Raw genomic sequence first — 14,366 nt, forward strand, 5'->3', positions numbered from 1 at the left:
ATGTCTAATGCCAATCGTTATACTGGTTTAGTTGACCGTTATCGTGACCGTTTACCAGTATCTGCAACCACTCGTGCAATCTCTTTAGGCGAAGGTAATACGCCACTGATCAAGCTTGAGAACATTCCACGCATTATTGGTAAAGATGTTGAAATCTATGTGAAGTACGAAGGCTTAAACCCGACTGGTTCATTTAAAGACCGTGGTATGACCATGGCCGTAACCAAAGCGGTTGAAGAAGGCTCTAAAGCCATTATTTGTGCCTCTACCGGTAATACTTCTGCTGCCGCTGCTGCTTATGCTGCACGCGCAGGCATTAAAGCATTCGTTTTAATCCCGGAAGGCAAAATTGCCATGGGTAAAATGGCACAAGCAATGATGTACGGTGCAATCACCATGCAAATTCGCGGCAACTTCGATGACGGCATGCGCCTGGTTAAAGAAGTGGCTGATCAAGCACCGGTAACCATTGTAAACTCAATTAACCCTTACCGTTTGCAAGGTCAAAAAACCATTGCTTACGAAATCGTTGAAGCTTTAGGTCGTGCACCTGATTACCACTGCTTGCCAGTGGGTAACGCGGGTAACATCACTGCACACTGGATGGGTTATACCGAAGCAGTTGCAAACCAGCCGAAAGAACAGTTTGAGCAAGTGATTTACGATGCTGAAACTGATCAATTCACCGGTCCTAAACCTGCCGGCCTTCCAATTATGGCAGGTTATCAAGCGTCTGGCGCTGCACCATTCCTACGTGGTGGCCCTGTTGCAAACCCTGAAACTGTTGCGACTGCCATCCGTATTGGTAACCCGCAAAGCTGGAACCATGCGAAAGCAGTGGTTCGTGACTCGAATGGTTGGTTTGATGAACTGACTGACACCGAGATTCTTGAAGCACAACGTTTACTTTCAATGTACGAAGGCGTGTTCGTAGAGCCTGCTTCTGCAGCATCTGTGGGCGGTGCAATTCGTGACATTAAAGCGGGCAAAATTAAAGAAGGTTCAGTGATTGTTTGTACCGTAACAGGTAACGGTTTGAAAGACCCTGATACTGCCATTAAACAATGTTCTGATGCGGTCATGCTGTCGATTGATGCAACGATGAATCAAGTGAAAGAATCTATTCTTTCTAATATGTAATTCTTTTAGCATCATTAGAAATAAAAAAAAGCCCTGCAATTGCAGGGCTTTTTTACGCTCTAAATAAAGTGATATTAGATCAACGAAATTAGATACGTTTTGGAAGTTGGCTTACCCAACTCATTAAACGGGTTGCATCATTGGTACGTGCTTGGGAAGAATCTGCACCCAGCAATACGACAACCGCTGGACGATTATTTAATGTGGTATGCATGACCACACAACGCCCTGCTTCATTGATATAACCGGTTTTTGAAATATTAATATTCCAGCCACCGTTACGGACTAAAGCATTGGTGTTGTTCGATTTCAATACCCGATAACCTAAATTAAAATCGTAGGTCGGCGTAGTGGAGAACTGACGAATCAAGCCATATTGTGATGCCGCATTGACTAAAATCCCCAAGTCACGCGCAGAAGCAACATTTCCTGGATGCAAACCCGTTGATTCTAAATAATGGGTTGAATTCATACCCAAGGATTTGGCTTTAGCATTCATCGCACTCACAAAAGCGGCACGACCACCTGGATAAGTCCGGGCTAAAGCAGCTGCTGCTGGATTTTCAGATTTCATCAAAGCAAAAAGCAAGGCTTCTGCACGGTTCATGCTGTCACCGGCACGCAAGGTTGAACTTGAGCTTTTACAACCTGAACAGGAAAAGTCTGCTTGTTGCAAAGTGATCTTTTCCGACATATTCAAACGTCCGTCCGAGATCACCACTGCAGTCATGAGTTTAGTAATGGATGCGATCGGGAAAGCAGTATTACTATTTTTACTGTATAACACTTCGCCTGTTTGACCATCCATCACTAAAGCAGCACGTGCATTGACAGAGGGTTGATCACCAAAGCTTGAATTATTCAGAATTTGTACAGTTTTAGGTGCAGACTGTTTAACCACACCATTAGAACTACGCACCGAAGTGGTAATTTTAGTTGAACCTTGTGGTGTAGGTTCTTCGCTCAATGTCGAAACATCGCCATTGAGTAATTGTTTGGCCTCTTCAGAAGACCAATTTAAAGCAGCTTGACCTGTGCCTCCAGAAGCATCCATGATAAGTTCTGCAAAACTGCTAGAACTCATGCTCAGTAAGATGGACATACCCAGCACATGCATTAAAGACTTGTTTGAATTTTTCACGATGGTTTACTCAACTCATGGAGGCAAGATACATTTGTGTATTACCTCAAATATGCCTTACATTTAAACACAAAGGTGAACATCTTTTATGCATAAACCTTTATGCTTAACATTTCATTTAAAGATTAATAATAGGATTGCTAATTTTGTCATTTCATTGCAAGCTTATTTTGCTTTATGTAACAAAAAAATTGCTTTTTTTATATGAGGGGAGAAATAGGTGATCACAGTTTTAGTAGTAGATGATCATGAATTAGTACGTACCGGGATTTGCCGAATGCTCGAAGACCATGCGGATGTTCAAGTGATTGGTCAGGCTGAATCTGGGGAAGAAGCGATTACCTTAGTCCGTCACCATCATCCCAATGTGGTTTTACTCGATGTAAATATGCCGGGCATCGGTGGAGTAGAAACCACCCGCCGTCTGTTGCAAAGTGCACCTGAAACCAAAGTTGTCGCAGTGAGTGGCCTGGCTGAAGAACCTTATCCGTCATTGTTGCTTAAAGCAGGCGCTAAAGGTTATATCACCAAAGGCGCACCTGTGACTGAAATGGTTCGTGCCATCAATAAAGTCATGCAAGGTGGCAAGTATTTCAGTGCAGACATTGCCGAGCAACTGGCCAGTTCCTACCTTTCAGATACCCAGCAATCGCCATTTGATGCGCTCTCTGAACGTGAAATGCAGGTTGCGATGATGGTGGTGAATTGCATTAGTGCACAAGAAATTGCCGATAAACTTTTTGTCAGTGTCAAAACCGTGAATACTTATCGTTATCGTATCTTTGAAAAGTTAAATCTAGATAGTGATGTAAAACTGACTCACTTAGCCATTCGTTATGGGCTAATTAAACCTTAATGCTTTTGATTGAGCTTTCTAGAAGACATGCATGACGCAAAACACCAAAAATTTTGAGTTTAATCAGTATCATTTAGGCATCTGGTATGGCGCCTACAGACTGATTATTGCGACATGTCTTCTGCTGATTTTTTCACTCACTTACCCACAGTTAAATACAGATTACCGCTATCCACAGCTCTATCTTTACGTACTCATTTGCTTTGTAGCGATAGGCTGCATGCAACTGCTGAGTCTAAAAAAAATACGAGCCAACATTCCACAACAACTGACGCTGTTATTTGCTGTCGATGTGATTGCTTTAAGTTTACTGACTTTAGCGTTGGATGGTCCGAATCTGCATGTAAGTCTGCTCTTCGTGATTACCATTTTTGCCGCTTCTTTATTATTAGATGCAAAAAAAGCCTTAATCATTACCCTCTTTGCTGTTATTAGCGTGATTTATCAAATCTTTTTAGGCAGCATTTTTGATTTTTCTTCACTCAATAATATTGGCAATAGTGCCTTATTGGCTTTTCTGTTTTTTGTGGTCTATGGCAGTGCTCAAGTTGCGGTACGGCGTTTCCAATTGCTGGAAAATTTGAATTTTTCTCAATCTTTGGAACTCAATCGACTGCAAAATCTGAACCGTTATATTCTGGAACAAATTGAACTCGGTTATCTGGTTTTAGATGAAAACTGTCATATCGTGCTGAGTAATCCTGCGGCGTGCATGCTGTTAGGGATTCCCCCACTCTATGCCTATGACAAATCTCCTTTATACAAAATACAGCCTGATTTATTTGAATTAATTAAATTTGAGCAACTTCAGGATGGTGAAAAATTTCAATTCGAGTCACAGCTGAGCCGTTATCATATGCATATCGAAGTACAAAAATTAATGGTTCCCCATCAAACCCTCACCCTGTTGGTGCTGCAAGATGCCGGCAAACTCAATCAAAGGGTACAACAATTAAAACTGGCTGCTTTAGGACAACTATCTGCCAGTATTGCGCATGAAATTCGCAATCCCTTGGCTGCGATTGTTCAAGCCAACGAACTGTTGCTAGATAGCGATCCAGATCAACAAAAGCTATTAAGCCAGATGATTTCAAAGCAAGCACAGCGTATTGATCGTATCATCCAAGACACCCTGAATATGGTGCGAAATAGGGAAACCCATCCGGTACTGATTCAACTGAATCAATTTATCCCGCAAATGATCCAAGAAGATTTATCTGATATCATCCAGCAAATTCGATGCACGATACAAAATAAAATTTCGATTACTTTTGATGAAGCACAATTTCGCCAAGTTCTGATTAACCTGATTCGTAATGCCATTCGTCATAATTCACCTGAACACTCTCATATTGAGTTAAACATTTACTCACATGAATCGAATGTCCGAATTGAAGTCCGCGATTTTGGCACAGGTGTGGCATCCAAAAACTTAAGCTATTTATTTCAACCTTTTTTTAGTACCGAAATCACGGGAACTGGTTTAGGATTGTACTTATCACATAGTTTTTGTGAAGCAAACCAAGCAAAACTTAACTATGTAGAACAAAAACAAGGGGCATGCTTTCAAATAGAATGCCTACGTGTTGCTTTAAATTAATATTGCTGGGGTGTAATTGTGGAAAGACAACCACTTGTTTTATTGGTGGACGATGAGGAAGATTTGTGTACGCTGATGCAAATGTCTTTATCACGCATGGGCATCAAAACGCATATCGCACATCGTCTTGAACAGGCGAAAAAACTCTTATCTGAACATGGATATGATGCCTGTTTAACCGATTTAAATTTACCGGATGGTAATGGACTGCAATTGGTAGAATGGATTAGTCAACATCTTCCAGCCCTACCTGTGGCTGTGCTGACCGCATATGGCAATATGGAAATTGCGATTGCAGCATTAAAAGCAGGTGCTTTTGATTTTGTCAGTAAACCCATCAATCAGAAACATTTGGAACAACTCTTACAAAAAGCGTTGAATAAACCGATCGAAAATTTCCAAAATAAAGAAGATCGTCTGGAACAAAAATTATTGATTGGACAATCGCTCCCCATTCAACAATTACGCATTACCTTAAATAAAATTGCCCGTTCTCAGGCGCCTGTATTTATTACCGGTGAATCCGGCACCGGAAAAGAAGTGATCGCCAATCTGGTACATCGTTTAAGCAACCGTAATGAAGGGCCTTTTATTGCGATTAACTGCGGCGCCATTCCAACTGAACTGATGGAAAGTGAACTGTTTGGGCATAAGAAAGGTAGCTTTAGCGGAGCGACTCAAGACAAACAAGGTCTAATTCAATCTGCACATGGCGGTAGTCTGTTTCTGGATGAAATTGCTGAACTGCCTTTAACCATGCAAGTCAAACTGCTTCGTGCCGTACAGGAAAAACGGATTCGTCCCGTGGGCTCAGATACTGAAATTGATGTCGATTTCCGGGTGATTAGTGCCAGCCATCAAGACCTGGAAGCCCTGGTTCAGCAAGGCCGCTTTAGACAGGATCTGTTCTTCCGTATACATGTGATGGATCTGGTACTCCCTCCACTGCGTGAACGCGGTGATGATATTATTTTATTGGCGCATCACTTTATTCAGAAAATTAGCCAGGAATGGGATATTCCGCAAAAACAGCTGACGGATCGTGCGAAAAGCTTTTTGCTGAGTCAGTATTATCCGGGAAATGTCCGTGAATTGCGTAATATTATTGAGCGTGCCATTACCTTAAGCGATGATGAAAGAATCGACTTGCAACACTTACAAAGTGCACCTTTACGCTATCCAACCGCAGCAGCACCAGAGGTTGCGGAAGATAACCACGTCTTGCACAGTGACATCCTGATTTCTTCTAAAAAATTACCCGATGAAGGTTTAGAGCTGTATCTGGAAAATATTGAAAAAGATATTTTACTCAATGCCCTGAATTTAACCCATTGGAACAGAACCCTGGCTGCCAAAAAACTGGGCATGTCTTTTCGTTCTTTGCGTTATCGTCTGAAGAAATTTGGTTTGGATACCGACGAGGAATAAGCTGTTTTTTATTTATGACTTAAAATAATCTCTGCAACATGTTCCAGATAGTTGTCTTCTTTCATGTCATGTTGCAGCAGATATTGTTGATTCGGTTGAATACCCACACCTTCAATCATCTGTCCTTTCGGTGTGTAGTAATGCGATACCGTCATCTGTAAAGCGGCACCGTTGGAAAGAGGGAAAAGTTTTTGTACCACTCCTTTTCCATAGCTTTTTTCACCCACTACCCATGCACGGCCATGATCTTTCATGGCTGCAGTAAACACTTCAGCGGCAGAAGCGGAGCGGTTATTGATTAAAATACCCAACTTTAAATTCTGAAATTCAAAACTGGGTAGAGCCTGAAACTGCTGATCCCCTTCAGAACGGCTTTTGGTCGAGACAATCAATCCTTGATTCAAAAATAAGTCGGCCGATTCAACCGCAGCAGATAACAATCCACCCGGGTTATTTCGTAAATCCAGCAATACCGCTTTCAAGCGTGAGGAAGAATGCTCTTCAATCAGGCGTTTAATCTCATTGGCAGTATCTTGCTGGAAAACTTTGACTTTAATCACCAGCACCTGATTATGCAGCAAGGTTGCCTGAATATCGGTTTCTATTTTTTTATTACGAACTAAAATCAGGGGTTTACTATTGGGTGCCAGCTGTAAGCTTAAAGTAGAACCAATCGAACCATTCAGTAAACTATTGACCTGATCATGATTGAGTTTTTTCAGTTCCTGATCATCAATCTTAAAAACACTGACATCATTGCGCAAACCTTGCTTGGCCGAGTCAGCATTATCTTTTAAGCTTCGAATGATCCATTGATGCAACTGCTGGTCATACACCAGTTCAAAGTCGACAGAGGCAATATCGCCTTCGGTATATTGCAAGAGCTGCTTATACTCTTCTGGACTTAAATAACGAGAATAACGATCCAGTCCACTGACCAGACCTTTAATCGCCTGTTGAAATAAGGCTTCGTCATTTTTGGCATCGACATAATTTTCTTTGACAATGCTATAAATCTGCACGAATTGCTGAATCGATTCCACCGGAACTTCAGCATAATTCTGTTCAGCTTCATCATCAAAATCTAAAACAGGCTGGCTTTTGGCTTTTACCGCAGCAAGAGCGGAATGGCTCACACACATGAATAACGTGGTTAAAATGACAACCTTTTTCCAGCGCTGTAAAGCCATCCAACCACCTGTTTATACGAGAATTTTTATGATTTTAAAGTAATCAAATTACGACCTTTCATTTCTGCAGGTACAGGAATTTGCATGAGGTTCAACAATGTTGGAGCAACATCTGCAAGTACACCGCCTTCAGCAATGGTGGCAGAAGTCGGACCGACATAAATAAACGGAACCAGTTCAGTGGTATGTTGGGTATGCACCTGACCACTGTGATAATCCTGCATTTGCTCTACATTACCATGATCGGCGGTGATCAGCATATGGCCTTTTTGCGCCATGACTGCTTCATATACCCGGCCCAGGCAAGTATCTACTGCTTCAACAGCTTTTACTGCTGCATCAAATACACCGGTATGCCCAACCATATCACCATTGGCAAAGTTCACTACCAACAAGTCATATTCACCTGAATTAATTGCAGCAACAAGTTCATCAGTCACTTCATAAGCGCTCATTTCAGGCTTAAGATCATAAGTCGCAACATTTGGCGATGGAATCAGGATACGTTTTTCACCCGGGTATTCATCTTCACGGCCACCGCTAAAGAAGAAAGTCACATGCGCATATTTTTCTGTTTCCGCAATACGCAGCTGTGTTTTACCCAAATCAGATAAGTATTCACCAATCGAGTTTTTCAACGCTTCTGGCATGTAGGCCACAGGTGCATCAATAGTTGCCTGATAACGGGTAAGCATCACAAATTTAGACAGGTTTGGAACCACTTTACGTTCAAAACCGGCAAAGTCTTTTTCGACAAAGGCTTTGGTGATTTCACGCGCACGGTCAGCACGGAAATTCATGAACACCACGCTGTCACCATCTTGGATTTTAGCGCTTTCGCCAATTCGGGTTGCTTTAACAAATTCATCAGACTCATCCGCTGCATAAGCCTGTTCTAAGCCTTCTACCGCTGTTGCTGCTGTACGTACGGCTTCACCTTCGGTCAATAGACGGTAAGCCTGTTCAACACGATCCCAACGATTGTCACGGTCCATAGCGAAATAACGACCAATCATGGTCGCAATACGACCCTGACCCGGATATTGGGCAAATAATGCATCTAATTTTTCTAAAGACGGTTGCGCGCTTTTCGGTGGCGTATCACGGCCATCTAAAAATGCATGCAGATAAACTTTTGCACCGCGTTTTAATGCCAGTTCAGCCATAGCAACAATATGATCTTCATGCGAGTGCACGCCACCTTGTGATAACAAGCCTAAAATATGCACCGCGCCATTCGCAGCTTTGGCTTTTTCAACGGCATCAACCAGCACTTCCTGCTCAAAAAAAGCACCAGTACGAATATCTTTGGTAATACGAGTGAAATCCTGATACAGCACACGACCTGCACCGAGGTTCATATGACCCACTTCAGAGTTGCCCATTTGGCCATCAGGCAGTCCGACATCTTCGCCCGAACCTGAAATCAAACCATGTGGATGCTTTTGTTGCATAGCAGTTAAATTTGGTCGTTTTGCTGCCAGGAAAGCATTGTCTTCGACCGCTTCGCGATGACCCACACCATCCATAATTACCAATACGTGAGGGATTTTGCCAGCAGTTGCATCCGTCATAATGAACACTCTTTTGTTTACAATTTCATCGGTATATCTTACCGAATTTTCGGTCAAGACTCTATGTGCAGATCATGACTAAAGCTGATCATGCACATTGTTTTTATCACTATCTATTCAACAGTTAGCGTGCACGTCGCAGCAGATAACCGCCGACGACAGTCATGAAAATAATCGGTACAAATACGAACCATGCCGGTGAAGGTGAATACACCAAACTTGCATAGCCCAAGAAATCTTGCAGATAAAAGAATCCCAAGCCAATAAATAAGGCAATCACCAAACGGAAACCCATCGACTGTTGACGTAAAGGACCAAAAATAAAGGAACATGCAATCAGTACCAAGGCAATTAGTGCAAATGGCGAACCGACTTTTTGCCAAAATGCCAGTTGATAGGTTTTCGGGACCTGGCTGTATTCATGCATATAACTCATAAAGCTCACCAATTGACTCGGCGATAAATCTTCAGGGTCAATCGTGACCATATGCACATATTTCGGTTGCAAGGCTAAAGCCAGAGGAAGCTGATCGGTTTTCACCAAGGTTGAATTACCTTGCGGCAAAATATCCATTTGTGAAGCAGTCTTTAAATTCCAAGCACCATCTTTAACAAACTGACCTTGCTCGGCATTTAAAACACCTTTCAAGCGATAACTGTCATCAAAGTCAACCACTTGAACATGTTTTAGCTGCCCTTTGGCATTGGCATAATCAATGTAAATAAAGCGCTGACCTTCGCGCGTCCAGTAACCATTGACTTCACCGAGCTCGCTTACACTACGATGGTCTTTGACACTTTTAGCCTGTTCATTGGTATATGGAATCACCCATTCACTGAGTACAAAGGACAAAACAACCAAGATTAATGCGGAGCGAATCACCCAACCGACAATGCGCCATAAGCTAATACCGACTGAACGCATCACCACCAGTTCACTATTGGAAGCCAAAGTGCCCAGACCAAGTACCGCCCCAATCAATGCAGAGATCGGTAAAATTTCATAGAGGTAATTAGGTGCACCCCATAACACATATTGCAGTGCCTGCCATGCATTATAGGTTTCATTCAAGGAACCTAATTCACCTAAATAGGTAAATAAAACTTGCAGAACCGACAAAATAGCCGTTGCACCCAGCATGGCTAGGGCCGTGGTTTTGGTCACATGTTTGGCAATTATTCGACGTGCTAACATTTTAAGACCTCACCTGCTGAATTCGTTTCTTGATTTTAGGGGCGAGCTTTTGTTTTCGGGAGAACAAGGCTCCAGCAATGCCGTACACGACCAATACCAAAGGATATGCCCAAATTCCTAACTCATCTTTACTGACACGGGTTTTCACTGCCATCAGTGCCACAATCAAACTGGCGAAAATCAGCAAAGCCGGGAATAGTTTTAAATAACGTCCTTGACGAGGACTGACTTCTGAAAGTGCAATCGCCAAGATTAAAGCCACAAGCACTGAAAATGGAACGAAGATCCGCCAGCCCAATTCACTCACAACCACGGGATCATTACGATTGCTCCATAGCTTCGCAATCGGTAAACCTTCCACTTCAGCACTTTCAAATTTGGCTTCTTTATCACTTTCCAGACGTAAACGATAAGACTGAAATTCAGCCTGCGTATATTTGGGTGTGCCTGGGAAAATTTCGTAACGGCGCCCTTCAGATAAATCCACAATACTGGCCGTTTCATTGGCAACTTCTACACGAGTTGCTTCCTTGGCCAGAATCATGACATCCGATTTACCCGGTTTTTCCGCGCGTTGATAGAAAAACACATCTTTGAGATTACGACGATCTTCTGACAAGTCCCCGGCATAAATGGTATAGGGACCAGAGGAAATAAATTCTTTAGGACGCACCAGATCAAAACCGGTTCTAACCGCCTGATTGGTGGTCAACTCTTCAAACTGACGCAATCCCCAAGGAGACATCCACACCATCAATACAGTTTGAGCAGCCAGAAAAACCACGGTCAGTGGAATCAGTAAGCGCCCCAGCTGATGCCGACTGATTCCACTGCCGTTCATTACCGCCATTTCATGGTCGACATACAGACGGCCAAACACCAGCATCAAACCGATAAAAAAGCCGAGTGGAAGAATCAGGGTTAAAAATTCTGGCAGTCGATAACCAATAATGCTGAACAAAATACTGACATCTAAACGACCTTGTGCCGCAATGCCAAAGTACTTGATCAGTCGACCACCCATCATGATCAAGGTAAGCAAGGCAATCACAACCAAGGATGTAGACACCACTTGCTTGACCAGATAACGCCGAATAATCAAATTAATTCTTCCAAAAAAGAGGCTAATAAAAACTAGCGCTAGTTTACCCGAATGGTGAAAATATAAAACCTATACTGTTGTTGCGCATTGAAACTCTATTCATATAAATGTTTCAATGGTTTAATGGTTTGCAAACTTTCAAAGGCATGAATACAGAACATGAAACTGACAATTAATACGTCATTCCAAGAGAATGCATCTAGCCCCTATTTGTTGATATTAGTCGATTCTGAGCAGCTTCAAAATGCAGCGACTACTTATGAAATCAATGATTTAAATGCTTTAGTAGAAGCCGCACAATTTAAAGCCGGTCTGAGCGAATCTTTAGCTCTTGTCGGTAAAGTGGCAGCATGTGCCAATAGTGCGCTCATTGGAATCGATAAAGCAGCTGAAATTCAGCCGACCAAATTAGCAAAAATCGCACAAAGTATTATCAAAGCGTCACAAAAAAAATTCAAACAGATCAGTATTGATATTTCTGCCTTAGCACCTGAACATCATTATTTATTTGCTTTGGCTTTGACTCAAGCCAGTTATGCTTTTGATGAATATAAATCGAAGAAAAATGAATTCATCCTTGAAGAAATTCATCTCATTTCAAGCAATAGCAGTTTAAATTCACAACAACTTGACTTGATCCATGCAGTGCAATCGGGTCAAAGCTTGGCCCGTGATTTAGGTAACCGTCCAGGCAACATCTGTTTCCCTGAATATCTGGCTGAACAGGCACAAGCATTGGCGGCTGAATATCCGGATCTATTAAAAGTAACCGTTCTTGATGAACTGCAAATGACCGACCTTGGTATGGGCGCTTTCCTGGCAGTCAGCAAAGGTTCAGATCGTCCGGGACGCATCATTACCATGGAATATCAGGCCAATACCGAACAGGCACCTATCGTACTGGTGGGTAAAGGGGTGACTTTTGATAGCGGCGGTATTTCACTCAAACCTGGTGCAGGTATGGACGAAATGAAATTTGACATGTGTGGTGCAGCTTCTGTACTCGGTACGATGCGTGCGCTGTGTGAATCCAAACTGCCAATTCATGTAGTCGGTACCATTGCTGCAGCTGAAAATATGCCTTCAGGTCATGCAACCCGTCCGGGCGATATCGTGACCACGATGAGCGGTCAAACAGTGGAAATTTTAAATACCGATGCTGAAGGTCGTTTGGTTTTATGCGATACCCTAACCTACATCAAACGTTTCAACCCGGCTCTGGTGATTGATATCGCCACCTTAACCGGTGCATGTGTTGTGGCTTTAGGTTCGGTTCTAACTGGCCTGTTCACCCCGGATGATGAACTTGCGGCGGAAATCAGTACTGCTGGTCAAACCTCATTTGACCGTGTATGGCGCATGCCGGTACTTGAAGACTATCAAGAGCAACTTGATTCTCCATTTGCCGACATTGCCAATATTGGTGGCCCTAAAGCCGGCTCGGTGACTGCAGCATGTTTCTTGCAACGCTTCACCCGCGAATACCGCTGGGCACATTTAGACATTGCTGGAACAGCATGGAACTCAGGTACAGGCAAAGGTGCAACCGGTCGCCCTGTTCCATTACTGGTTCAATTTCTGGCGAATCGTGCGCAGTCGAATGGCTAAAGTTAGCTTTTACTTATTTGAAAAAAGTCCCGAACGGCAAGTGGAAAGCACTTGCCGTTTGTGCCGCAAGATTCTGAAACAACCGGAACATATCTGGTTGTATTGTGAAGATTTGGACTTGCAACAACAGTTAGATGAACGATTGTGGAGTTTTGATCCCAGCAGTTTTATTCCGCATGGGATTGATCAGGAACATGCCACGATTTGTATTTCAGCTCGACTGCCAGAACAATCTGACTGGATTGTGTTTAATTTTAACAATCAAGCCCTTGAACAGATTGATAAATTTAGTCACATTATAGAAATCATCGAAAATAATGAATCGGCAAAACAGCTAGGGCGTGAAAAATTTAAACAATATCGACGCCTAGGTATTGAACCGCGAACGTTCAAGCTTTAGCCGATCAATTGCAATAAGGAGATATGTGGTGGCATTAAATGTCGGTCAAGATTTTAAACAGCGCTGGTTAAATGTGCCTGAGGCTGTTCGTCAGGCATTTATTGATGACCTACACCGCGTCTGCAATGTGCTGAAACCGGAAACCAATATTCAAAAGTGGTTGGAAAAGGATAAAGAAGCACAACAGCTCTCTTATGAAAAAATCGAACGCGCTTATATCGAACGTAAGGCACAATTGATTGAAGAAGCCCGTCTTCGCAAGCAACGTGCTTTAGAGCAATCACTGGAAAATAAACGTGCAGCACAAGCTGCCTATGCTCAAGCCTTGCAGTTAGATGAAGCCAGACAGTTTGCCGAACAAACCCAAACTTTGGCCTTTATTCGTCAAACTTTAGATCATGAAACCCAAGTTTATACAGCGCGTTATCATAAGAATCCTGAAGGCTCGGCACTGAACTTTTCCAAAGGCATGCTGTCGATTCATGACCATGAAGTGCTCTCGGAACTGGAAAGCGTGCGTTTACGTCTAGAGTTAGAAGCGGAAACACTCATTGAACAGGCGGTGACGGTATTTCGTGCCAAGTTACATCAAGCCAGCCAAGACGAAATTGACTATATTTTAAAGAACTCTGATTTATCAACCGAGAAGCCTAAACCCTGATTTCTAATCACAATTAATCCAGACTATTTTTCCGCTGTCATATGAATGACATGTTTATGTCACAAAATGGTCATGTTTTAAAATCTATTTAAAAACATGACCATTTAAATACTTAAACTTCATCTTATTCAGGAATAAAAAATGGATATCTTGAACCAAATTTCGACTCAAATTGCCGCACTGGATTCGGGTGAAAAATGGAGTGTATCTGCTCAAGATTTATGGATTAGCCATGCCGACTTCCACTCAGTTTCAATTTATATTTCCCGAGAGGCAGAAAAAGGACAATTTTCTGTTTCTACTCCAGAGGCATTAAACTCTTGGGTTGCAAGCACATCTGTCACGATTACCAAACACTGAAATAGATTAATCAAAATAGTCCACTTCGGTGGGCTATTGTTGTTTTAATATATAGATTGATTTTTTTATCCAATTCCAACAAATTCAAATACGACCTAAATCATTAAAAAA

At 42.4% G+C, this 14,366-nt stretch carries 13 protein-coding genes; 8 read left to right on the plus strand and 5 right to left on the minus strand.

Annotated features, from left to right (window positions below; all coding sequences use genetic code 11):
• Nucleotides 1-1,140: a threonine synthase gene (thrC, locus tag E0409_RS08020; protein WP_131289507.1), complete on the plus strand. Its 1,140-nt coding sequence runs from the start codon at nucleotides 1-3 to the stop codon at nucleotides 1,138-1,140.
• A gap of 88 nt (nucleotides 1,141-1,228) precedes the next feature.
• Here thrC and E0409_RS08025 read toward each other — a convergent pair whose 3' ends face one another.
• Entirely contained in the window at nucleotides 1,229-2,281 is a 1,053-nt protein-coding gene (locus E0409_RS08025) for a serine hydrolase (RefSeq protein ID WP_131289509.1), read from the minus strand.
• Nucleotides 2,282-2,501: 220 nt separating this feature from the next.
• Between E0409_RS08025 and gacA the strand changes: the two genes are divergently transcribed.
• Genes gacA through E0409_RS08040 form a run of 3 tightly spaced genes read left to right on the plus strand, consistent with a single transcriptional unit; the run spans nucleotide 2,502 to nucleotide 6,165 of the window.
• Complete coding sequence (gene gacA / locus E0409_RS08030; protein WP_131267965.1) at nucleotides 2,502-3,137, plus strand: response regulator transcription factor GacA; 636 nt, start codon at nucleotides 2,502-2,504, stop codon at nucleotides 3,135-3,137.
• Between the two features lie 31 nt (nucleotides 3,138-3,168).
• On the plus strand, nucleotides 3,169-4,737 hold the full coding sequence (locus E0409_RS08035) for a sensor histidine kinase (RefSeq protein ID WP_131289511.1): 1,569 nt from the start codon (nucleotides 3,169-3,171) through the stop codon (nucleotides 4,735-4,737).
• 15 nt (nucleotides 4,738-4,752) lie between these two features.
• A complete protein-coding gene (locus tag E0409_RS08040) occupies nucleotides 4,753-6,165 on the plus strand; it encodes a sigma-54-dependent transcriptional regulator (RefSeq protein WP_165541316.1) in 1,413 nt (470 codons plus the stop codon).
• 8 nt (nucleotides 6,166-6,173) lie between these two features.
• Here E0409_RS08040 and E0409_RS08045 read toward each other — a convergent pair whose 3' ends face one another.
• The 4 genes from E0409_RS08045 to lptF all read right to left on the minus strand — a co-directional run bounded on the left by E0409_RS08045 (nucleotide 6,174) and on the right by lptF (nucleotide 11,226).
• On the minus strand, nucleotides 6,174-7,307 hold the full coding sequence (locus tag E0409_RS08045) for a S41 family peptidase (RefSeq protein WP_502699806.1): 1,134 nt from the start codon (nucleotides 7,305-7,307) through the stop codon (nucleotides 6,174-6,176).
• A gap of 74 nt (nucleotides 7,308-7,381) precedes the next feature.
• A complete protein-coding gene (gene gpmI / locus E0409_RS08050; RefSeq protein ID WP_131289518.1) occupies nucleotides 7,382-8,929 on the minus strand; it encodes a 2,3-bisphosphoglycerate-independent phosphoglycerate mutase in 1,548 nt (515 codons plus the stop codon).
• 124 nt (nucleotides 8,930-9,053) lie between these two features.
• Entirely contained in the window at nucleotides 9,054-10,124 is a 1,071-nt protein-coding gene (lptG, locus tag E0409_RS08055) for an LPS export ABC transporter permease LptG (RefSeq protein ID WP_131289520.1), read from the minus strand.
• Between the two features lies 1 nt (nucleotide 10,125).
• Nucleotides 10,126-11,226, minus strand: coding sequence for an LPS export ABC transporter permease LptF (gene lptF / locus E0409_RS08060; protein ID WP_131289522.1), 1,101 nt, complete (start codon nucleotides 11,224-11,226; stop codon nucleotides 10,126-10,128).
• A gap of 159 nt (nucleotides 11,227-11,385) precedes the next feature.
• Between lptF and E0409_RS08065 the strand changes: the two genes are divergently transcribed.
• The 4 genes from E0409_RS08065 to E0409_RS08080 all read left to right on the plus strand — a co-directional run bounded on the left by E0409_RS08065 (nucleotide 11,386) and on the right by E0409_RS08080 (nucleotide 14,255).
• Nucleotides 11,386-12,834, plus strand: coding sequence for a leucyl aminopeptidase (locus E0409_RS08065; RefSeq protein ID WP_131289524.1), 1,449 nt, complete (start codon nucleotides 11,386-11,388; stop codon nucleotides 12,832-12,834).
• Nucleotides 12,827-13,234 carry a DNA polymerase III subunit chi gene (locus tag E0409_RS08070; RefSeq protein WP_131289526.1) on the plus strand — a complete coding sequence of 136 codons (408 nt, stop codon included), beginning with the start codon at nucleotides 12,827-12,829 and terminating at the stop codon, nucleotides 13,232-13,234. Before E0409_RS08065 ends, E0409_RS08070 begins: the two co-directional genes overlap by 8 nt.
• Before the next feature lie 25 nt (nucleotides 13,235-13,259).
• The gene (gene blhA, locus E0409_RS08075) at nucleotides 13,260-13,895 is read left to right on the plus strand and encodes a cell division protein BlhA (protein ID WP_252151787.1); all 636 of its coding nucleotides are present in this window, start codon (nucleotides 13,260-13,262) and stop codon (nucleotides 13,893-13,895) included.
• A gap of 141 nt (nucleotides 13,896-14,036) precedes the next feature.
• Nucleotides 14,037-14,255 carry a hypothetical protein gene (locus E0409_RS08080; protein WP_131289530.1) on the plus strand — a complete coding sequence of 73 codons (219 nt, stop codon included), beginning with the start codon at nucleotides 14,037-14,039 and terminating at the stop codon, nucleotides 14,253-14,255.
• The last annotated feature ends 111 nt before the right edge of the window (nucleotides 14,256-14,366 follow it).

The sequence above is a fragment of the Acinetobacter sp. ANC 4862 genome, from assembly GCF_004336635.1.
In the GTDB taxonomy this organism is placed as follows: domain Bacteria; phylum Pseudomonadota; class Gammaproteobacteria; order Pseudomonadales; family Moraxellaceae; genus Acinetobacter.